This is a genomic window from Rhizobium sp. JAB6, assembly GCF_003024605.1.
GTDB lineage: Bacteria > Pseudomonadota > Alphaproteobacteria > Rhizobiales > Rhizobiaceae > Rhizobium.
This window is the reverse complement of sequence record NZ_PYJQ01000005.1, coordinates 449,314-469,408: the sequence shown is the minus strand read 5'-3', so window position 1 is coordinate 469,408 and position 20,095 is coordinate 449,314. Positions and strand designations below refer to the sequence as shown.

Below are 20,095 nucleotides of genomic sequence, written 5' to 3'. Positions count from 1 at the left end.
AAATGCCAAAATCGCGGCGTTTCCACATATAGAGGCACGCAACCTTCGCACCGGGGCTTTCCTATAGAGCCTCGGGAGTCTATAGGTTGCGCTGCACTTTGACGGAACCACTGATGGCGCAAACTATTTTCGTCCTTAACGGACCCAATCTAAACGCTCTCGGCAAGCGCGAGCCGGGCATCTATGGCGGCAAGACGCTCAAGGATATCGAAGCCGACTGCAAATCCGCCGGTGAAAGCCTGGGCTTCGTCATCGACTTCCGCCAGAGCAATCACGAAGGCGTGCTGGTCGACTGGATTCATGAGGCCGGCGACAAGGCAGCCGGCGTCGCGATCAATCCCGGTGCCTATGGTCACACGTCGATCGCGCTGCACGATGCGATCCGCGCCATTTCCATTCCCGTCGTGGAGGTCCATATCTCCAACATCCACGCACGCGAAGAATTCCGGCACAAATCGATGATCGCGCCCGCGGCAAAGGGCATGATCTGCGGTTTCGGACCTCATAGCTACATCCTGGCGCTTCAAGCGCTGAAATCCATCACCCAATAACAAAAATACAGGGCAAGAAAACCAATGGCTGAAAAGAAATCGGGTATCGACCAGGCGCTGATTCGCGATCTCGCCAATATTCTCAATGACACGGACCTGACCGAGATCGAAGTCGAACAGGAAGATATGCGTATCCGCGTATCGCGCGCCGGCACGACGCAATATGTTCAGGCGCCGATTGCCGCCCCGGCCGCTTACGCCGCTCCCGCCGCCGTTGCAGCAGCACCGGCCGCCGCCGCTCCCGCAGGCAATACCCGCAATCCCGACAACGTCGTCAGCGCGCCCATGGTCGGCACCGCCTATCTGGCGCCGGCACCGGGCGCGGCCGCCTTCATCCAGGTCGGCGCGACCGTCAAGGAAGGCCAGACGCTGCTCATCATCGAAGCCATGAAGACGATGAACCAGATCCCCGCGCCGAAGTCCGGTACGGTGACCGAAATTCTCGTTCAGGACGGTCGTCCGGTCGAGTATGGCGAAGCCCTGGTCGTCATCGAGTAGGCCGCCCATGCCCATGATTTCGAAGATTCTCATAGCCAATCGCGGAGAGATCGCTCTGCGCGTGCTGCGCGCCTGCAAGGAGCTCGGCATTGCGAGCGTTGCGGTGCACTCCACCGCCGATGCCGACGCGATGCATGTGCGGCTTGCGGATGAGAGCGTTTGCATCGGTCCGCCGCCGTCGCGCGAAAGCTATCTCAACATCCATCAGATCGTCGCCGCCTGCGAGATCACCGGCGCGGACGCCGTGCATCCGGGTTATGGGTTCCTGTCGGAAAATGCCAAATTCGCAGATATTCTCGAGGCGCACGGCATTACCTTCATCGGTCCGACGGCGGAACATATCCGCATCATGGGCGACAAGATCACTGCCAAGACCACGGCGCAGCAGCTCGGCATCCCGGTCGTTCCCGGTTCCGACGGCGAAGTCAAGACCGAGGCGGATGCGCTGAAGACGGCGCGCGAGATCGGCTATCCGGTTCTCATCAAGGCGACCGCCGGCGGCGGTGGCCGCGGCATGAAAGTCGCCCGCACGGAAGAGGACCTGATCGAAGCCTGGTCGACGGCACGCACGGAAGCCGCAGCCGCTTTCGGCAACGAATCCGTCTATATGGAAAAGTACCTCGGCAAGCCGCGCCACATCGAAATTCAGGTTTTCGGTGACGGCGAAGGCAATGCGGTCCATCTCGGCGAACGCGACTGCTCGCTGCAGCGCCGCCACCAGAAGGTCTGGGAAGAAGCCAACTCCCCGGCGCTCAATGTCGAACAGCGCATGAAGATCGGTCAGATCTGCGCAGACGCGATGAAGAAGCTGAAATATCGCGGCGCCGGCACCATCGAGTTCCTCTATGAGAACGGCGAGTTCTATTTTATCGAAATGAACACCCGTCTGCAGGTGGAACATCCCGTCACCGAAGCCATCACCGGCATCGACCTCGTGCACGAGCAGATCCGCGTCGCTTCCGGCGGCGGCCTTTCGGTCACGCAGGATGAGGTGCATTTCCATGGCCACGCCATCGAATGCCGCATCAACGCCGAAGACGCGCGTACCTTCATCCCCTCGCCCGGCACGATCACGCATTTCCATGCGCCAGGCGGCCTCGGCGTGCGTATCGATTCCGGAGCCTATCAGGGCTACAGGATCCCTCCCTACTACGACAGCCTCATCGGCAAGCTGATCGTGCACGGGCGCACCCGCGTCGAATGCATGATGCGCCTGCGACGCGCGCTGGACGAATTCGTAGTGGATGGCATCAAGACCACCTTGCCGCTCTTCCAGGATCTGGTTTCCAACCAGGATATCGCCAACGGCGATTACGATATCCACTGGCTGGAAAACTACCTGGCGAAAACCTCGGCCTAGCCAATGCCCGGAGCGCGCGGCAGACATCCCGGCATTACCCCGGAGATCCTGTTGCGCGCCTATTCCATCGGGCTTTTCCCGATGGCCGAATCGGCAGACGACCCGGAAATCTTCTGGGTCGAGCCGGAATTACGGGGCATCATCCCTCTCGATACGTTTCACGTCTCCAAGAGCCTCGCCAAAAAAATCCGCCAACGCCCCTTCGACATCCGTTTCGATACCGATTTTGAGGCCGTCATCGCGGCCTGCGGCGAGGAGACGAGCGATCGCCCCAGCACCTGGATCAACGAGACGATCCGCTCGCTCTACGCCACCCTGCACCATATCGGCCATGCCCATTCCGTCGAGGCTTGGGAAGGCGACCGGCTAGTGGGCGGTCTCTATGGCGTTTCACTGGGGTCCGCCTTCTTCGGTGAAAGCATGTTTTCCCGCCGTAGGGATGCTTCCAAGATCTGCCTCGTCTATCTGGTGGAGCGCCTGCGCGAACGCGGCTTCACCCTGCTCGACACGCAATTCACCACCGAGCATCTGAAGACATTCGGCGCCATCGACGTGCCGAAGGATGCCTATGCAAAAATGCTGGAGAAGGCGATGGAATCGCCCAATCTCAGCTTTTCCGGCGATCAGCCCTGAGCGGTGGATCCTTTGAGGGCCACTTCAAATTCCGGTTGTGGCCTGCTGTCCGATTTTACAATCTGCGTCTTGAAACCGATTACTTCGCGCCGGCGGTATCCGGCGCCGGCACGTCGGACTTCTGCTTGCACTCTTTCAGCCAGACGTCATAGATCGGGTGCTCGACGGCGTTGAGGCCGGGGCTGTCGGCGAACATCCAGCCCGTGAAGATGCGGCGGATGCGACGGTCGAGGGTAATTTCGTCCACCTCGACGAAACCGTCCACCTTCTGCTGCTCGGTATCGTCTCGCGAATAACAGGCACGTGGCGTCACCTGCAGCGCGCCGAACTGCACGGTTTCGTTGACATAGACATCGAAAGTGGTGATGCGTCCGGTGATCTTGTCGAGACCGGAGAAGACGGCAACCGGATTGGCGATGCGGGCAGCCTGGGCGGTGGGGGCTGCCATGATGCCGGCGAGGAGAGCAAGGCCCGCTACAGCTGCTGCACGCAAAGAAGCGCTCCGCGTGAAAACCATCATATCCGCCAATCTCCGCTTGGTCTCGGTCAAGGCGCCGAGCAAAAGCCGGCTTATGTCGCGCCTAAAGCCCAATTGTGGCCAAAGGACGAGCCGGCTTCTCGCTCAGTTGCCCGGGGTCCAGGCGTCGTAGTCGCCAGTCACGCGCGGACGTTCGCCGGCAGCGGCGAGAGAGCCCGGGGGGCGGTAAGCCTGCGGCGAGCCAGTCGGATTGGCGCGATGTTCCTTCTGCCATTCCTTGGCGACATAATTTTCCTTGGTCGGCGGAACGTCGGTGCGATGATGCATCCAGCCGTGCCAGCCCGGAGGAATGGCGGAGGCTTCGGCATAGCCCTTGTAGATCACCCAGCGCTTCGGGAGGCCGTAGGAAGACATGCCGCCTTCGTAATAGACGTTGCCGAATTCATCCTCGCCGACACGCTTGCCAAACCGCCAGGTCGCAAAGCGCGTTCCCAAAGTTTGGCTATTCCACCAGGTGAAGGTCTGTACGATGAAATTCCACATGTCTTTTCCTCGATACCCGCTGAGGGGCGAGCGATACCAGAATTCGATAGTTTGCTTATGCCGCCCCTAGGCCTGCTTGTCCAGTGATTCCAGCGGGCAAAAGGCTTCATTTCAATAGCATCTTGAAGCCTAAATGCGTCGGCTTGAAACCCAGTCTCTCATAGAAGCGATGGGCGTCCTTGCGCACCGCGTTCGAGGTCAGCTGCAGCATCCGCATGCCGCTGCTTTTTGCCTCGTCGATGCAGAAACTGATCATCGCCGCTCCGATCCCCTGCCCGCGCATATCGGCTCGCGTCTGGACCGCTTCGATGATCATGGCAGATGATCCGCGGCCGGTCAGCGTCGTCGTGATCATCGTCTGAAACGTCCCGACCACTTCGCCGGCAAGCTCAGCGACATAGAGCGTCTGCTCCGGTGACGCCGCGATGGTGCGAAAGGCATGGAGATAGTCATCATAGGCAGAGGGGTCGGTCGTATCGCCGTGCCCGCCTACGGCGTCGGCGGCAAAGAGGCCGATCAGGGCGTGAAGGTCGGTTTCTTTTGCTTCGCGGATCACCAGGCGGGCGTCTTGCATGAACGATCTCGTCTATTCTTTCAGTGGCCCGCCCAACGGCTTCTCGAATACCAGCGCCGGAATGCCCGACTGCCCGCTGCCGCAGTTTTCCGTGCGGCCCACCTCGACAAAGCCATGGGCTTGATAAAAGGCGATCGCGGGCTCGTTCTGCGGATCGACCTCGAGGCGCATGATCTCCGCATCCGGAAAACAGGTCTCCAGTTCCGCGAAAATATCGCGGCCGATACCCTCGCGCTGATGCTTTGGACTGACATAGAGCATGTGGAGCATGACGGTTTTCGTCATCTCTTTGGACATGGCGGCATAGCCCATGCCACCGATCGTCCTGCCGTCGTCGGCGACGAGGAATTCCGAATTCTTGTTCGCCAGCCGGGCCTTCAGCGAAGCCGGCGAGTGCCAGGAGGCGTGGAGCTCACTGACCTTTTCCGGCCCATAGATCCGGTCATAGGTGGCATGCCAGGCTTCGCCGAGCAGAGCACGGACCTTTTCCAGGTCCTGCTCGCTGGCGGTGCGGACGAAGAACACCGCTTATTCCTCTTCGATGCCGAGCTTAGCCTTGACCAGCGCCTGGACGGCCTGCGGATTGGCCTTGCCGCCCGTCGACTTCATCACTTGGCCGACGAACCAGCCGGCGAGCGTCGGCTTTGCCTTGACCTTGGCAACCTGATCCGGATTGGCGGCGATGATCTCGTCCACGGCCTTTTCGATCGCGCCGGTATCGGTGACCTGCTTCATGCCGCGAGCTTCGACGATCTCGGCGGGGTCGCCACCCTCGTTGAGGACGATTTCGAACAGATCCTTGGCGATCTTGCCGGAGATGGTTTCGGCCTTGATGAGATCGATGATCGCGCCGAGCTGGGCGGGCGAAACCGGAGTCTCTTCAATGTCTTTGCCCGTTCTGTTCAAGGCACCCAAGAGGTCGTTGATTACCCAGTTTGCCGCCATCTTGCCGTCACGACCGGCGGCAACGGCCTCGAAATAATCGGCGATCGCCTTTTCCGACACCAACACGGAAGCATCATAGACCGAGAGGCCGAGTTCGCGGACGAAACGTTCCTTCTTGTCGTCAGGCAATTCCGGCAGGTGCTCGGCAAGTTCCTGTATGAAGGCGTCGTCGAATTCCAGCGGCAGCAGATCCGGATCGGGGAAATAGCGGTAGTCGTGCGCGTCTTCCTTGGTGCGCAGCGACCGTGTCTCGCCCTTGTTCGGATCGAAGAGGCGGGTTTCCTGATCGATGGTGCCGCCATCTTCCAGAATGCCGATCTGCCGGCGCGCTTCATACTCGATCGCCTGACCGATGAAGCGGATGGAGTTGACGTTCTTGATTTCGCAGCGCGTGCCGAATTCGCCGCCCGGGCGACGGACCGAGACGTTGACGTCGGCACGCATGGAACCTTCATCCATGTTGCCGTCGCAGGTGCCGAGATAGCGCACGATCGAACGCAGCTTCGTCATGTAGGCCTTCGCCTCGTCGGCCGAGCGAATGTCCGGCTTGGAGACGATTTCCATCAACGCGACGCCGGAGCGGTTGAGATCGACATAGGACATGGTCGCGTGCTGATCGTGCATCGACTTGCCGGCATCCTGCTCCAGATGCAGGCGCTCGATGCCGATCTCGATATCCTCGAACTGGCCCTGGCGGTCGGGACCGAGCGAGATGACGATCTTCCCCTCGCCGACGATCGGATCCTTGAACTGCGAGATCTGATAGCCCTGCGGCAGGTCGGGATAGAAATAGTTCTTGCGGTCGAAGATCGAGCGCTTGTTGATCTTCGCCTTCAGGCCGAGGCCGGTGCGCACCGCCTGCTTGATGCATTCCTCATTGATGACCGGCAGCATACCGGGCATGGCTGCATCGACGAGCGATACGTTGGAATTCTGAGGATTGCCGAACTCCGTCGAGGCGCCGGAGAAGAGCTTGGACTTGCTCAGCACCTGGGCGTGGACTTCCATGCCGATAACGATTTCCCAGTCACCGGTGGCACCGGGAATGAAGCGTTTCGGCTCTGGCGTGCGGACGTCGACAATGGTCATGGGAAGCTCTTGTATAATGCTGTTTTCTGCTTTGGTGAGGTAGAGCAATTGGCGAGACGGCGCAAGGCTTTCGGCGCCGCCAGCATGCTATATGCCCGATCCGTAGGCGCCATCGCTCTCCGCGACCAGCGATTTCGAAAGCCCGACCGTCGGCACGTCGCTGTCGAGCTTCGGGGAATAGACGACGGACAGCCAATGGATCTCATAGCCGCGCGCTTTGAAGAAGGCTATGGCATCGGTATTTCCCGCATGGCTCTGCAGCGACACCTTTTCCAGCCCCTGCTCGCGCACATCGTGCTCGATCCGCGCAAGCAAAGCCGAGCCGAGACCGCGTCGCGCGAAGTCCGGATCGATCCAGAAATCGGAGATCGCCTCATCGAGCGCTTCGCGCGCGGCCCATCCGACCGCCTCACCATTCAATTCGATGACTGATATCGTCAGCCAGAGATTGCGGGTGAAATTGGTAAAAGCCTCGCTTGCGCCTTCCAGAAGCTCGCCCGTACCGCCGATCGTGGCCATAGCCTTCTGCCAGGAGCGCAGACCGATACTTGCCAGCACCGCCGTTTCACCTTCATGGGCATTACGAATATGGATCATCGAGCCCCCGCCGTTTGAAAACAGTAAAGCATCGGCCAAAGGCTTTTGCCAGCGGCGAGATTAATAAGCGCCTACCGCAAAACCATCGAGACGGTTGAACTTGACCGACCGGCGCAACCCCTTTTAGAAAGGAGTTATCAACGGAGTTTTGATGTCTAATTTTTGTCAGTGCCGGTAAAGGCCCCGCTCGCAAGTCTTCTTGCGTGCCGGGCCTGAAAAACGAAGCCCCGACTTCCCCAAGGGAAGGCTCGGATCGTTTTTGTGCGTCTCTTTGGCGCTATACGGATTCTGACAACAATGGACATTTCTCGCGCAGAACAGCGCATTCTCCACCTGCTCGCCCAGGGCGGGCGCATCGAAATCGAACGCAGCGAAAACAAGAAGATCGAGACCGTCTATTGCTTCACGCGCGACGGCTGGGTCTATCCCGATTTCGGCATCGACCTCTTTCGGCGGCTGAAGCGCCTCAAGGCGATAAAATCCACCGACGGGCATCCCTACCGCATCAGCGAAAAGGGATTGCGGCTCGTACGATCGCAGTTGAACAACCGATAGCCGTGCAAGGCAATCGCTTGAGTACCCCATATCGGCAGCCAGCAACATCGCTGGGAATGCGATACTGAGGAGCAGGATCGCCGAGACTTGCTTGAGGCGGAATATCGGCACCTGAAAAGGGCCGCCCGGATTCCGGACGGCCCTTTTCAGAATTAGTCTCAAACGTCGCGAAGCTTGATGAAGTCGTTCATCAAGCCGCTCGTCTCCCTGTCGTGCTTACCACCACTTCGCCGGCGTGAATTTGCCGGCAGCCCGTTCGATGACGTGGGCGGTCTTGAAGAGAGTTTCCTCGTCGAACGGCTTGCCGATGAGCTGCAGGCCGAGCGGCAGGCCCTTCTGGTCGAGGCCGGCGGGGACAGCGATGCCGGGCAGGCCGGCCATGTTGACCGTCACCGTGAAGATGTCGTTGAGATACATCTTCACGGGATCCGACGCGAGGTTCTCGTCGGCGATGCCGAAGGCCGAGGACGGCGTTGCGGGCGTGAGGATCGCATCGACGCCGGCGTTGAAAGCCAGTTCGAAGTCACGCTTGATCAGCGTGCGGACCTTCTGGGCGCGCAGGTAATAGGCGTCGTAGTAGCCCGCAGAGAGAACATAGGTGCCGATCATGATGCGGCGCTTCACTTCCTGGCCGAAGCCGGCGGCGCGCGTCTTTTCGTACATATCGACGATGTCCTTGCCGTCGACACGCAGGCCGTAGCGGACGCCGTCATAGCGGGCAAGGTTCGAGGAGGCCTCGGCCGGCGCCACGATGTAATAGGCCGGCAGCGCGTATTTCGTGTGCGGCAGGGAGATATTGACGATCTCGGCGCCGGCATCCTTCAGCCAGGCGATGCCCTGCTGCCAGAGCGTCTCGATCTCTTCCGGCATGCCGTCGACGCGGTATTCGTTCGGGATGCCGATCTTCATGCCTTTCAGCGATTGGCCGAGCGCGGCTTCATAATCTGGTACAGGCAGATCGACCGAGGTCGTGTCCTTGGCATCGACGCTTGCCATCGATTTCAGGAGGATGGCGGCATCACGCACGTCACGCGCTATGGGGCCGGCCTGGTCGAGCGACGAGGCGAAGGCGACGATGCCCCAGCGCGAGCAGCGGCCATAGGTCGGCTTGATGCCGACGGTGCCGGTGAAGGCAGCCGGCTGGCGGATGGAGCCGCCGGTGTCGGTAGCAGTCGCTCCGGCGCAAAGATGCGCTGCAACGGCAGCGGCAGACCCGCCGGACGAGCCGCCCGGAACGAGCTGCTGGTTGGAGCCCTTGGCACGCCAGGGGTTGATCACCGGGCCATAGTAGGAGGTCTCGTTGGAGGAGCCCATGGCGAACTCGTCCATGTTGAGCTTGCCCAGCATGACGGCGCCGTCGTTCCAGAGGTTCTGCGTGACGGTGGATTCATAGTGGGGCTCGAAACCGTCCAGGATATGGCTGCAGGCTTGCGTATGAATGCCTTCCGTGCCGAACAGATCCTTGATGCCAAGCGGAATGCCTTCCAGCGCACCGGCTTTGCCTTCCGCTAGGCGGGCGTCCGACACCTTGGCCATTGCAAGCGCCTTTTGCGGCGTCACCTTCACATAGGCATTGATCTGAGCATTGGCAGCCTCGATCGCCGAGATGTAGGCCTCGGTCAGTTCGGTGGCGGTAATCTGCTTGGTACGCAGCTTGTCGCGGGCTTCGGCAATAGTCAGGCTGGTCAGTTCGCTCATTTTGTTTCGCTTCTGATCTGGAATTGGGGCAACGGGTCGGAAAAGGCTCGAAAGAAACCGTTATTCGACGACTTTGGGCACCAGGAAGAAATTCTGATCGGTATTCGGCGCGTTGGCGACGATGTCGGCGGCCTTGTTGCCGTCGGTCACTTCGTCGGTGCGCTTCTTCATCGCCATCGGGGTGACGGAGGTCATGGCCTCGACGCCATCGACATTCACTTCGGAAAGCTGCTCGACGAAGCCCAGAATGCCGTTCAGCTCGCCCATCATCCGCAGTGCTTCGTCTTCATTGACGGCGATGCGGGCAAGATGGGCGACGCGTTTGACAGTGGCGAGATCGACGGACATGGCATTCTCCGGATAGCAAGATGATCCACCAAAAGTGGATTTGCTTCACGCTATAAAGGCCATGCCCGCCATACGCAACGGGTATCGTCAGGCAGAAATGCTCTCGCCCACCTTCGGCGCGGCAACTGCAGTCTTCGAACCTTCCATGCCGGCGACGAACTTTTCCGGCGTCTGGTCGATGATCGGGAAAGTGCCGTAATGGCAGGGAATGGCGGTCTTGAATTTGAAGAAGCGCTGGCAGGCGAGTGCCGCCACCGCACCGCCCATGGTGAAGCGGTCGCCGATCGGCACGATGCCGATATCGGGCTGATGCAGCTCGTTGATGAGACCCATATCCGAGAAGATATCCGTATCGCCCATATGGAACAGCGTCGGCTCGTCGTCGAAATGCAGCATCAGGCCGTTCGGATTGCCGAGCGCGTGGGAAACGCCGTCCTCGGTGATCTGGGCGGAAGAATGCAGCGCATTGGTAAAGGTTGCGGAGAATCCGCCGAGGCCGACGGTGCCGCCGGTATTGCCCATTTCGAGCTTCTCGACGCCCTTGGTGCCGAGCCACGAGGCGAGGTCGGCATTGGCGAGAACGACGGCGCCGGTATCCTTGGCGATCTGAACCGTGTCACCGACATGGTCGCCATGGCCATGGGTCAGCAGGATATGGGTCACGCCTTGTGCAACGTCCTTGATGTCGAGGCCGGCGGCCGCAAAGGAAGAATTGTAAGACAGAAATGGATCGATCAATATCTTTGCCTTGGCCGTTTCGATACGAAAAGCAGCATGGCCGAGCCAGGTGATCTTCATTGGATTTCTCCTTATGACTTGATTTGAAATGGAAAGCTGGTGTCTGGAGCATTTCCGGTGGAAACGCTCCTTCTATTTGCTCTTCCGCATTTCCGCATGCAAAACCGCTGTGCGCTTCTGCTGGAAATGCATTAGGAGATATCCCAAACCGCGACAAAGAAAAGCGGCCCTGGCTTCAATTTGTTTTGACGAGAGCGAGACCCTCATGACGACGCTGACCATCGAAGATCTAGCCGTGATGCTGTTGCCCGGCCAGCCGATCGCCGGCCTCGATCTCGGCACGAAGACGATCGGGCTGGCCATGTCGGATCTTGGGCGGCGTTTCGCCACGCCTCGCCCCCTCATCAAGCGCGTGAAATTCACGCAGGATGCCGAAACGCTGCTGACCTTCGCTGAGAAGGAAAAGGTCGCAGCCTTCGTCATAGGACTCCCGATGAACATGGATGGCTCTGCCGGACCGCGCGTGCAGGCAACGCGCGCCTTCGTGCGCAGCATGGCGGAAAAGACCGCCCTGCCCTTCGTTTTCTGGGACGAGCGGCTTTCGACCGTGGCCGCCGAGCGGGCGCTGCTGGAAATGGACGTCTCGCGGGCCAAGCGCGCCGAGCGGATCGACTCGGCCGCGGCAAGCTTCATTCTTCAGGGAGCCTTGGATAGGCTGTCGGCGCTGGGAAGAGCAATCTTGCCCGATCTCGATGCCTGACGGCGGCGCCACCATTTCATAATGGCAGCCCGGCGGCGGAAGCCGAAGATTGCGAAGACCAGCAGGCTGTCGAAGGCGATCGCACGGGCTACCAGCGGCGGGATGCTTTCCGGCGGAATGCCGAGAACCTTGCCGTAGATGTCGAAAACCAGGTCATGCATCTGCCGCGTCAGCATAAAGATGCCGAAGCTCATGTCGTAGTACGACAGATAATACCATGCTCCGAGAAACGAGACCGGTCCGGCCCAGCAAATCAACAACCACTTCATGCAGTACCCCTCCGACGCTGAAATTGCGTCGTGTCAGCCGAAAGGACGAGCCAGTTCGACAGCGCCATGGCGCTCAAGACCATTGTAGGCAGCGTTATATCTAGTGCGAGTACGGCGAAGAACATCATCGCCGTCACCAGAAACACTAATTTAGCGGGTTTTAACCCCATGACCGCACGCTTAATGGTTAACTAATCATCTTCCGACAGTGACGAGTTAACCGCCGCGACGCAATGTAAACCATTTGTTAAGGTTAACGGCCGGCCGGGCCTGTGGATATCCGTCCCTGGCCTGAACGCAATGTCAGCCGTAGACGCCGCGCACGATCCGCTTCAAGGCCGTTGCCGCCTTCTCCCAATCCTTGCCGTTCTTCAAGACGAGACCGGCGCATTGATCGCTGACGGCCGCAGCCAGGACGATGTGCTGGATGGCTGCAAAGATCATGGCGTTGACGGCCTGAGCATCGACGCCCTTGGGCGGCACCAACGAGCCGCGCATGCGCTCGATCCAGCCGGCGAGCGCCTTCGAACGCGCTTCCGACAGGCGGCGCACCTGCTCGCTGTTTTCCGAAATTTCCCAGGCGACGATGCGGCGCATCAGCGGATCGGCGCGCAGGGCATCGAGGAACAGCATCGAAAGCCGCTCCATGAGATCGCCATAGGTCAAGAGGAACATGCCGCCGGTGTCGTCGGGAATGCGATCCGTCACCCAGCTGCCGAGATCGGTGCCGATGGCCTCCACAAGACCATTCAAGCCGCCGTAATAGCGGTAGATCAGCTGCTTGTCGCAGCCGGCGCCGCGGGCGACCGCGTTGATACCGAAATTCTGGAACCCCTCCTCCGCCAGAAGCCGTTTGGCGGCGTCAAGGATCGCCTGCTCCGTGGCAGCACGATTGCGCACGCGCTTTTCCACGACGGGCGCTTCCAAGGGGATTTTAACGGCAGCGTTTGCGGGGGCCATCGACTCGACTCCAATCTGTCACCGGTCGGTGAGTAGCAAGCCGGATCGCCTCAAACAACAAAGCCGTCAGGCCTCGTGTCCCTCAAACCGCGCGAATCCACAGATTAGAGAAGCCGACCAAACCACACTGTTGTTTCGGATGCCAGAGCCGGCGGAACTTTCACGGGCGCGAAGCCACGCGAAGACCAGAACCGAATTCCGCCGTGATTACTGCTATTGGCACCAAGATGAATGCCCTTGACGCCGTTGTCCCGGGCGTTCTCCATCCACCGATCCAGCAATGCCGTGCCGATACCTCTGCCCCGAGCGCGCGACAAAAGATTCATATGAATATGGGCGGGGAACTTTTCGACAAGCGGCGCCGGCGTCCGCTGTGGGTGATGGATCACCATTATCCGCTTCTGATCCTCATTCCAAAGGGCTGGATCACCCTCAGGATCGGCATAAAGCCGCCGCAGATGCGGCCACCATTCGCGCTCCAACCGCTCCTCGAAGGCAATCGTATCGAAGACACCGGCAATATAACCGAAGACACCCTCGCCATCCTCGGCAACGAAAACCAGCTCGGGATGAATGGTTGCGTAAGGCGCAGAATAGATGTGGCCGATCAGGCGGCCGTCCCGATATAGCGGCGTCGCATCCTTACCGGCATCGCCGGTCATGAGCGAGATGGCGTAGAGCTGATCGATATCCGCGGGGAGAACCGGGCGAAGACTGATCATGAGCGCCTCTGAAGGCGAGCGTGAAAATTACTGATGGCTAAATCGATCAAAACTGCAGCTACCTCTTCAAAGGTGCCGACCGACATCCATCCGCCGATGCAATATGCGGATGATGGCGATCTCTTTATCCCACAAGATAGTAGATCACGTGGGAACCGGCGGCATATTTGAAATAGCCTCGCGGATATCAGTAGCACGACCAATTTTCTCACCGGATGCCAATCCCTCGAAAGCTTCAACGATTTCGGCATGGTAGCTCTCGGCTTGCCTTACAGACCAGTTCTCGACCATATATCGCCAGATACCTTCAAGATCGGCTACCGCAAGCGGGGAAAGACCGTACTTGCGAGGCCTATTCACCATAGGTCGCGCGCATCCGCTTGAGGAATGCGGCGTTATCGAAGGAAGCAACCTCACCGGATTCCTCACCAGCGATCAACGCATTCTGCAGGGCCTTGACCTTTACCTCATGCTCTTCAAGCAGGCGCAAACCCGCGCGAACAACATCACTGGCAGAGCCATATCGACCTGTCTTTATCTGTGCCTCGATGAAGGCGCTGAAATGATCTCCCAGCGAGACGGATGTGTTATGAGCCATGAAGCCCTCCTTGCGAATACCAATAGATAATAAATATTGGTATCGTATCAATCAAGGATGCTGCGACAAAACGCTGGCACTGCTTTAAGTCGCCGGCGGGTACAGCAGATCAACGATGTAGCTGGCATCGAAGCGCGAATCGAGCATCCCGTAGGTCGCGCGCCAGCCGCCGGCAAGCCGGGTTTCTATGAAGGCATCGGCGATCTTGCCGGCTCCCAGGCGATAAAGCTCGGCGGCACCGGCTGCGAGGGCCATCTGCTCGACCAGCAGGCGGGCGGCGCCCTCGTCCTGTTCGCAAAGCGCCATGGCCGCGCGCAGGACATCGATGGTCTTCTTGCCGGCCGGGCCGAGATCGCGGGCAAGTCCGGCAAAGACGGTCTCGAACAGGTCCCTGCCCCGGTTCAGCACGCGCAGCACATCGAGCGCCATGACATTGCCGGAGCCTTCCCAGATCGCATTGACGGGGGCCTCGCGATAGTGGCGGGCAATCGGGCGTTCCTCGATATAGCCGCTGCCGCCGATGCATTCCATGGCTTCATAGATCAGCGCCGGCGCGATCTTGCAGCACCAGTATTTGGCGACCGGCGTCATGACGCGGGCATAGGCGGCATCTTCGCTGCTGCCGCTTGCCCTGTCGAAGGCTTCGGCGAGACGGAAGGCGAGCGCGGTTGCGGCGGCGACATCGAGCGCCATGTCGGCAAGCACGCGCGTCATGATCGGCTGGTTGACCAGCATTTTGCCGAAGACGCTGCGGCCGCGCGCATGGTGTACGGCTTCGGCGAGCGAGGCGCGCATGATGCCGGCGGATGCCAGCGCGCAATCGAGCCGCGTCAACGTGACCATATCGAGGATCGTGCGGATGCCGGCATCCGGCGCGCCAAGCAGGAAGCCGAACGTATCGGTGAACTCGACTTCGGAGGAGGCGTTCGAGCGGTTGCCGAGCTTGTCCTTCAGCCGCTGGAAGTGCAGGCCGTTGGCCGAACCATCCTCGAGCAGCCGCGGCACCAGGAAGCAACCCATGCCGTCCTTCGTCTGGGCGAGCATGATGAAGGCGTCGCTCATCGGCGCCGACATGAACCATTTATGGCCCGAGAGCCGGTAGATGCCCTCGCTGACCTTGTCGGCGCTGGTCTTGTTGGCGCGCACATCCGTACCGCCCTGCTTCTCTGTCATGCCCATGCCGATGGTGACGGCGCTCTTCTGCATGGCGGGCTTGTTGGACGAGTCGTACTTGCGCGAGAGAATCTTAGGCGCCCAGTCCTTCTGCACCGCCGGCGAGGCCATCATGGCAGCCACGGAGGCGCTGGTCATCGTGAGGGGGCAGAGATGGCCGCATTCGAGCTGGGCCGTCAGATAGAAGCGGGCGGCGCGCACCTTGTGCGAGTGGCCCTTGGCTTCAGGATCGGCCTGCGCATCCCAGATCGAGGAATGCAGGCCCATCGCCATGGAGCGGCGCATCAGCGCGTGCCAGGCGGGATGAAATTCGACGACATCGAGACGCTCGCCGCGCGGGCCATGGGTGCGCAACTGCGGCGTACCCTGGTTCGCCATGCGCGCCAATTCCTGAGCCTCATGCGAGGTGACGAAACGACCGTGTTGCTCAAGCTCTTCCCGTATCGAACGCGGCAGGCCAGAGGTGAGATCGACGATCAGCGGATCGGAACGATAGGCATTGATGCCGGTCCAGAGGCTCGGCTGATTCAGGTCGGCAAAGGGGTCGTCGGTCCGGGTCGCTTGGGTCATGAATCGCTTGTAGAGCAAGTGGGTTCTAAAGGGAAACTGGAAGTTACGTCTCCCACCGGCATCGCTCCTGTAGCGGGATTCGGGCGAAATTGCATGGGGAACAAACAGCCTCGGCACATACCGCCGCTTGCCCCATCGGCGCTGCCTCTTTATAGACCGCCTGACGAAATCCAGAGGGCAGGTTCATGGTCTTCTTTCCCCACCGCCACCTCATCGGCATCAAAGGCCTCACCGAGCAGGATATCACCTATCTTCTCGACAAGGCCGACGAGGCGGTCAAGATCAGCCGCCAGCGCGAGAAAAAGACGTCGACGCTTCGCGGGCTGACGCAGATCAATCTCTTCTTCGAAGCATCGACGCGCACGCAATCCTCCTTCGAACTGGCCGGCAAACGGCTCGGCGCCGACGTGATGAACATGTCGGTCGGCAACTCCTCGGTCAAAAAGGGCGAGACGCTGATCGATACGGCGATGACGCTGAATGCCATGCGGCCTGATGTGCTGGTCATCCGCCATTCGAGCGCGGGGGCTGCCGCATTACTGGCACAGAAAGTCTCCTGCTCCGTGGTCAATGCCGGCGACGGTCAGCACGAGCATCCGACCCAGGCCTTGCTCGACGCGCTGACAATCCGCCGAGCCAAGGGCAAGCTCTCGCGCATTATCGTTGCCATCTGCGGCGACGTGCTGCATTCGCGCGTTGCCCGCTCGAACATCCTGCTACTGAACGCGATGGGAGCACGCGTCCGCGTCGTCGCACCGGCCACGCTTTTGCCGGCCGGCATCGCCGACATGGGTGTCGAAATCTTCCATTCGATGAAGGAAGGGCTGAAGGATGCCGACGTCGTCATGATGCTCCGTCTTCAGCGCGAGCGCATGTCCGGCGCCTTCGTGCCTTCGGTGCGCGAATATTATCACTTTTACGGGCTCGACGCCGAGACCCTGAAGGCCGCCAAGGAGGATGCGCTTGTCATGCATCCCGGCCCCATGAACCGAGGCGTGGAAATCGCCTCCGAAGTGGCGGATGGCCCGCAAAGCGTCATCGCCGAACAGGTGGAGATGGGCGTCGCCGTCCGCATGGCCGTGATGGAAACGCTGCTCGTTTCACAGAACCAGGGACCTCGCAGCGAGGGAGTGGGCTCATGAGCAACTCGATCGTCCTCCAGAACGTCCGTATCATCGATCCCTCTCGCGATCTCGACGAGGTCGGCGCCATCGTCGTCGAAGACGGTGCGATTGTTGCCTCCGGCAAGGATGCGAAGAGCCACGGCGTTCCCAAAGGCGCGACCGTTCGCGATTGCAATGGGCTCGTCGCCATTCCCGGCCTGGTCGATGCCCGCGTGCATGTCGGCGAACCGGGCGGCGAACATCGGGAAACGATAGCCTCCGCGAGCCGCGCGGCTGCGGCCGGCGGCGTCACCTCCTTTATCATGATGCCCGACACCGATCCGGTTATCGATGATATTGCGCTGGTCGAATTCGTCCGGAAGACGGCGCGCGATACGGCCGTCGTCAATGTCTATCCGGCCGCTGCCCTTACCAAGGGGCTTGCCGGCGAGGAGATGACGGAAATCGGCCTGCTGCGGGAAGCAGGCGCCGTCGTGTTCACCGACGCGCATTCCGGCGTCCACGACAGCCAGGTTCTGCGTCGCATCATGACCTATGCGCGCGAATTCGGCGCCGTCATTTCCTGCGAGACGCGCGATAAATATCTCGGCGCAAACGGCGTCATGCATGAGGGCCTTCTGGCAAGCTGGCTCGGGCTCTCCGGCATCCCGAAGGAAGCCGAACTGATCCCGCTTGAGCGCGACCTCCGCATCGCGACGCTGACGCACAGCCATTATCACGCCGCCATGATCTCTGTACCGGAATCGGCGGAAGCGATCCGCCTTGCCCGCTCGCGCGGCGCAAAGGTCACCTGCGGCATCTCCATCAACAATCTCGCGCTCAACGAGAACGACATCGGCGAGTACCGAACCTTCTTCAAACTCTACCCGCCGCTGCGCTCCGAGGATGACCGCATGGGCATGATCGAAGCGCTGGCCGGCGGCACGATCGACATCATCGTCTCCTCGCATGATCCGCAGGATGTGGATACGAAACGACTGCCATTTGGGGAGGCCGAGGACGGAGCGGTCGGGCTGGAGACGCTGCTTCCGGCAGCACTCCGGCTCTATCATAGCGGCCAGGTGAGCCTGATGCGGATCATCGATGCGCTCTCGACGCGGCCGGCGCAGATCTTCGGGCTGCCCGCCGGCACGCTGAAGCCCGGCGCCAAAGCCGATATCGCTCTCGTCGATCTCGACGAGCCTTGGCTTGTCGCAAAAGACATGCTTTTGTCGCGCTCGAAGAATACGCCCTTCGAAGATGCGAGAATGAGCGGCAGGGCGGTTGCAACCTATGTCGCCGGCAGGCTGGTTCACAGTCTCTAAGGCAAGCGCCAGGGTTTACGGAGAATAAGAACGCGATGGCTGATTTCTGGACTTGGCAGCTTACCCTGCAGACCGCGCTGGCCGCCCTCCTCATCGGCTATCTGCTCGGCTCCATCCCGTTCGGACTCCTTTTGACCCGCATGGCCGGTCTCGGCGATGTGCGCAACATCGGATCGGGCAATATCGGCGCAACCAACGTACTGCGCACCGGCAACAAGGGACTTGCGGCCGGGACCCTGCTGCTCGATGCTTTCAAGGGCACGGCCGCCGTTCTGATCACGGCGCATTTCTTCGGCGCGGACGCCGGCATGCTCGCCGGTTTCGCAGCCTTCATCGGCCATATCTTCCCGGTCTGGATCGGCTTCAAGGGTGGCAAGGGTGTTGCGACCTATCTCGGCGTCCTGTTGGGTCTCGCGCCGCTGATGGCCCTGATCTTCGCCATCGTCTGGCTGGCGATCGCCTTTACCACGCGCTACTCTTCGCTTTCCGCACTGGTTGCAACTCTTGTCATACCGGTTGTATTGTGGATATTGGGCGCTGATAAGATCGCCGCCGTCATGGCGCTAATGACCGTCATCTCCTGGTACAAGCATAGGGCCAATATTGCCCGGCTGACCGCGGGAACGGAAGGCAAGATCGGAGCAAAGGGATAATGGACACAGGCAGCGCACGACGGACCGGAGTTGCGCTGACCGAAAAACAAAGGATCGCCTGGCTCAGGCTCATCCGCTCCGACAATGTCGGTCCATCCACTTTCCGAGATCTCATCAATCATTACGGCTCCGCCGAAGCAGCGCTCGCCATGTTACCGGAGCTTTCGCAGCGCGGCGACTCGACGCGTGCCGTCCGCATCGCAGACGAGCGGGACGCATTGCGAGAACTGGAAGCAGTGCATCGATTCGGTGCACGCTTCGTCGGTATCGGCGAACCGGATTATCCCCCTGCCCTCCGCGAGATCGATGGCGCGCCGCCGCTGCTGGCCGTCAAGGGCAACATGTCTGTGGCAACGAGGCCGGCCATCGGCATGGTCGGCTCTCGCAACGCCTCGATCAGCGGCGCCAAATTCACCGCGATGGTCGCGCGCGCCTGTGGCGATGCCGGCTATGCGGTGGTCTCCGGCCTGGCGCGCGGCATCGATACGGCAGCCCACCGCGCCAGCCTTGCCACCGGCACGATCGCCGCCATGGCAGGCGGGCTCGACCAGCCCTACCCACCCGAGAATATCGGCCTGCTCAATGACATATGGGATGGCAACGGGCTTGCCGTCAGCGAAATGCCTTTCGGCTGGGAACCGCGGGCACGCGATTTTCCGCGCCGCAATCGGCTTATCGCCGGCATTTCGCTCGGCGTCGTGGTCGTCGAAGCGGCGACGCGGTCCGGCTCGCTGATCACGGCGCGGCTTGCGGGCGAATTCGGCCGGCTCGTCTTTGCCGTTCCCGGCTCGCCGCTCGATCCGCGCTGCGAAGGCACGAACGGCCTGCTGAAAGACGGCGCGATGATCGTCACGTCGCCGGACGATGTCGTCGACGCCCTGCGGCCGCTCGCCGAACCGGACCTCTTTCGCGCGCGCCCCGCCGCACCGCCCGTTGAAAGAAGCGTGCTGCTTGCCGCACCGCCCGATGACGCCGAGCGCGACCATATCGTCGAAGCGCTCGGGCCGACACCGGTCGAAATCGACGATATCGTCCGCCACACCGGCCTGCCGATATCGGCTGTTCATTCCGTTCTTCTCGAACTGGACATGGCGGGCCGGCTGCATCGCCATCCCGGCGGACTGGTCTCGATCTCCATGCTGGATTGAAAATTGTGACACGCGTACCGATTCTAAGCAGCGCATCGTCGCGCCAAGCGCACAAATCGCATTACAGCGCCGCGCGTCAGTGACGCGCAAAGGTCGCTGTAACACGTTAAAGGTGCGGCATAATTTTATCCTTCAATCGTTCCCGATTTAAGGAATTATGCAGTAGCCTCTTGACCGCGACGATTTCCCTGTCCATGTCGGAGGGCC

25 protein-coding genes are annotated in these 20,095 nt (G+C 60.6%); 10 read left to right on the top strand and 15 right to left on the bottom strand.

Features of this window, described 5'->3' with window-relative positions; genetic code table 11:
* Positions 1 to 113 precede the first annotated feature (113 nt).
* Genes aroQ through aat form a run of 4 tightly spaced genes read left to right on the top strand, consistent with a single transcriptional unit; the run spans position 114 to position 3,042 of the window.
* Positions 114 to 551 (top strand): type II 3-dehydroquinate dehydratase, encoded by a 438-nt coding sequence (gene aroQ / locus C7U61_RS08085; protein ID WP_106997601.1) that lies wholly within the window; start codon positions 114 to 116, stop codon positions 549 to 551.
* Positions 552 to 575: 24 nt separating this feature from the next.
* Positions 576 to 1,049: an acetyl-CoA carboxylase biotin carboxyl carrier protein gene (gene accB, locus C7U61_RS08080; RefSeq protein ID WP_106997600.1), complete on the top strand. Its 474-nt coding sequence runs from the start codon at positions 576 to 578 to the stop codon at positions 1,047 to 1,049.
* A 7-nt stretch (positions 1,050 to 1,056) separates the two neighbouring features.
* Positions 1,057 to 2,409, top strand: a complete 1,353-nt coding sequence (gene accC / locus C7U61_RS08075; protein WP_181315816.1) for an acetyl-CoA carboxylase biotin carboxylase subunit — start codon at positions 1,057 to 1,059, stop codon at positions 2,407 to 2,409.
* Positions 2,410 to 2,412: 3 nt separating this feature from the next.
* Positions 2,413 to 3,042, top strand: coding sequence for a leucyl/phenylalanyl-tRNA--protein transferase (gene aat / locus C7U61_RS08070; protein ID WP_106997599.1), 630 nt, complete (start codon positions 2,413 to 2,415; stop codon positions 3,040 to 3,042).
* A gap of 79 nt (positions 3,043 to 3,121) precedes the next feature.
* Here aat and C7U61_RS08065 read toward each other — a convergent pair whose 3' ends face one another.
* From C7U61_RS08065 to C7U61_RS08040, 6 genes are all read right to left on the bottom strand, one after another.
* On the bottom strand, positions 3,122 to 3,562 hold the full coding sequence (locus C7U61_RS08065; protein ID WP_106997598.1) for a DUF2155 domain-containing protein: 441 nt from the start codon (positions 3,560 to 3,562) through the stop codon (positions 3,122 to 3,124).
* A gap of 102 nt (positions 3,563 to 3,664) precedes the next feature.
* Complete coding sequence (locus tag C7U61_RS08060; RefSeq protein WP_106997597.1) at positions 3,665 to 4,063, bottom strand: NADH:ubiquinone oxidoreductase subunit NDUFA12; 399 nt, start codon at positions 4,061 to 4,063, stop codon at positions 3,665 to 3,667.
* Positions 4,064 to 4,169: 106 nt separating this feature from the next.
* Entirely contained in the window at positions 4,170 to 4,637 is a 468-nt protein-coding gene (locus tag C7U61_RS08055; protein WP_106997596.1) for a GNAT family N-acetyltransferase, read from the bottom strand.
* A 12-nt stretch (positions 4,638 to 4,649) separates the two neighbouring features.
* Positions 4,650 to 5,162, bottom strand: coding sequence for a GNAT family N-acetyltransferase (locus C7U61_RS08050; RefSeq protein WP_106997595.1), 513 nt, complete (start codon positions 5,160 to 5,162; stop codon positions 4,650 to 4,652).
* Between the two features lie 3 nt (positions 5,163 to 5,165).
* Entirely contained in the window at positions 5,166 to 6,671 is a 1,506-nt protein-coding gene (gatB, locus tag C7U61_RS08045; protein WP_106997594.1) for an Asp-tRNA(Asn)/Glu-tRNA(Gln) amidotransferase subunit GatB, read from the bottom strand.
* Between the two features lie 87 nt (positions 6,672 to 6,758).
* Entirely contained in the window at positions 6,759 to 7,268 is a 510-nt protein-coding gene (locus C7U61_RS08040) for a GNAT family N-acetyltransferase (protein WP_106997715.1), read from the bottom strand.
* 297 nt (positions 7,269 to 7,565) lie between these two features.
* Between C7U61_RS08040 and C7U61_RS08035 the strand changes: the two genes are divergently transcribed.
* Positions 7,566 to 7,823, top strand: coding sequence for a YjhX family toxin (locus tag C7U61_RS08035; protein WP_106997593.1), 258 nt, complete (start codon positions 7,566 to 7,568; stop codon positions 7,821 to 7,823).
* A gap of 216 nt (positions 7,824 to 8,039) precedes the next feature.
* On the opposite strand, the gene gatA is transcribed toward C7U61_RS08035, so the two are convergent.
* From gatA to C7U61_RS08020, 3 genes are all read right to left on the bottom strand, one after another.
* Positions 8,040 to 9,521, bottom strand: coding sequence for an Asp-tRNA(Asn)/Glu-tRNA(Gln) amidotransferase subunit GatA (gene gatA, locus C7U61_RS08030; protein ID WP_106997592.1), 1,482 nt, complete (start codon positions 9,519 to 9,521; stop codon positions 8,040 to 8,042).
* A 60-nt stretch (positions 9,522 to 9,581) separates the two neighbouring features.
* Positions 9,582 to 9,869: an Asp-tRNA(Asn)/Glu-tRNA(Gln) amidotransferase subunit GatC gene (gatC, locus tag C7U61_RS08025; protein ID WP_106997591.1), complete on the bottom strand. Its 288-nt coding sequence runs from the start codon at positions 9,867 to 9,869 to the stop codon at positions 9,582 to 9,584.
* 87 nt (positions 9,870 to 9,956) lie between these two features.
* On the bottom strand, positions 9,957 to 10,667 hold the full coding sequence (locus tag C7U61_RS08020; protein ID WP_106997590.1) for a metal-dependent hydrolase: 711 nt from the start codon (positions 10,665 to 10,667) through the stop codon (positions 9,957 to 9,959).
* Between the two features lie 205 nt (positions 10,668 to 10,872).
* Here C7U61_RS08020 and ruvX point away from each other — a divergent pair, with 205 nt between their 5' ends.
* Positions 10,873 to 11,367, top strand: a complete 495-nt coding sequence (ruvX, locus tag C7U61_RS08015; protein ID WP_106997589.1) for a Holliday junction resolvase RuvX — start codon at positions 10,873 to 10,875, stop codon at positions 11,365 to 11,367.
* On the opposite strand, the gene C7U61_RS08010 is transcribed toward ruvX, so the two are convergent.
* The 6 genes from C7U61_RS08010 to C7U61_RS07985 form a co-directional block, all read right to left on the bottom strand.
* Positions 11,304 to 11,636 carry a DUF6105 family protein gene (locus C7U61_RS08010; protein WP_106997588.1) on the bottom strand — a complete coding sequence of 111 codons (333 nt, stop codon included), beginning with the start codon at positions 11,634 to 11,636 and terminating at the stop codon, positions 11,304 to 11,306. The two genes, ruvX and C7U61_RS08010, sit on opposite strands and share 64 nt — an antisense overlap.
* 303 nt (positions 11,637 to 11,939) lie before the next feature.
* Positions 11,940 to 12,596, bottom strand: a complete 657-nt coding sequence (locus C7U61_RS08005) for a TetR/AcrR family transcriptional regulator (RefSeq protein WP_106997587.1) — start codon at positions 12,594 to 12,596, stop codon at positions 11,940 to 11,942.
* Between the two features lie 104 nt (positions 12,597 to 12,700).
* Positions 12,701 to 13,318 (bottom strand): GNAT family N-acetyltransferase, encoded by a 618-nt coding sequence (locus tag C7U61_RS08000; RefSeq protein WP_106997586.1) that lies wholly within the window; start codon positions 13,316 to 13,318, stop codon positions 12,701 to 12,703.
* Positions 13,319 to 13,462: 144 nt separating this feature from the next.
* Positions 13,463 to 13,609 (bottom strand): hypothetical protein, encoded by a 147-nt coding sequence (locus C7U61_RS19625; protein WP_245410767.1) that lies wholly within the window; start codon positions 13,607 to 13,609, stop codon positions 13,463 to 13,465.
* 61 nt (positions 13,610 to 13,670) lie between these two features.
* A complete protein-coding gene (locus tag C7U61_RS07990) occupies positions 13,671 to 13,916 on the bottom strand; it encodes a type II toxin-antitoxin system ParD family antitoxin (RefSeq protein ID WP_106997585.1) in 246 nt (81 codons plus the stop codon).
* Positions 13,917 to 14,000: 84 nt separating this feature from the next.
* Positions 14,001 to 15,659 (bottom strand): acyl-CoA dehydrogenase family protein, encoded by a 1,659-nt coding sequence (locus C7U61_RS07985; protein WP_106997714.1) that lies wholly within the window; start codon positions 15,657 to 15,659, stop codon positions 14,001 to 14,003.
* A gap of 185 nt (positions 15,660 to 15,844) precedes the next feature.
* Here C7U61_RS07985 and C7U61_RS07980 point away from each other — a divergent pair, with 185 nt between their 5' ends.
* Genes C7U61_RS07980 through dprA form a run of 4 tightly spaced genes read left to right on the top strand, consistent with a single transcriptional unit; the run spans position 15,845 to position 19,888 of the window.
* Positions 15,845 to 16,801 (top strand): aspartate carbamoyltransferase catalytic subunit, encoded by a 957-nt coding sequence (locus tag C7U61_RS07980; RefSeq protein WP_106997584.1) that lies wholly within the window; start codon positions 15,845 to 15,847, stop codon positions 16,799 to 16,801.
* Positions 16,798 to 18,087, top strand: a complete 1,290-nt coding sequence (locus tag C7U61_RS07975) for a dihydroorotase (protein WP_106997583.1) — start codon at positions 16,798 to 16,800, stop codon at positions 18,085 to 18,087. The genes C7U61_RS07980 and C7U61_RS07975 overlap by 4 nt, the downstream gene beginning before the upstream one ends.
* Before the next feature lie 35 nt (positions 18,088 to 18,122).
* Positions 18,123 to 18,740, top strand: a complete 618-nt coding sequence (plsY, locus tag C7U61_RS07970) for a glycerol-3-phosphate 1-O-acyltransferase PlsY (protein WP_106997582.1) — start codon at positions 18,123 to 18,125, stop codon at positions 18,738 to 18,740.
* Positions 18,740 to 19,888, top strand: a complete 1,149-nt coding sequence (dprA, locus tag C7U61_RS07965; protein ID WP_106997581.1) for a DNA-processing protein DprA — start codon at positions 18,740 to 18,742, stop codon at positions 19,886 to 19,888. The genes plsY and dprA overlap by 1 nt, the downstream gene beginning before the upstream one ends.
* Positions 19,889 to 20,095 lie beyond the last annotated feature (207 nt).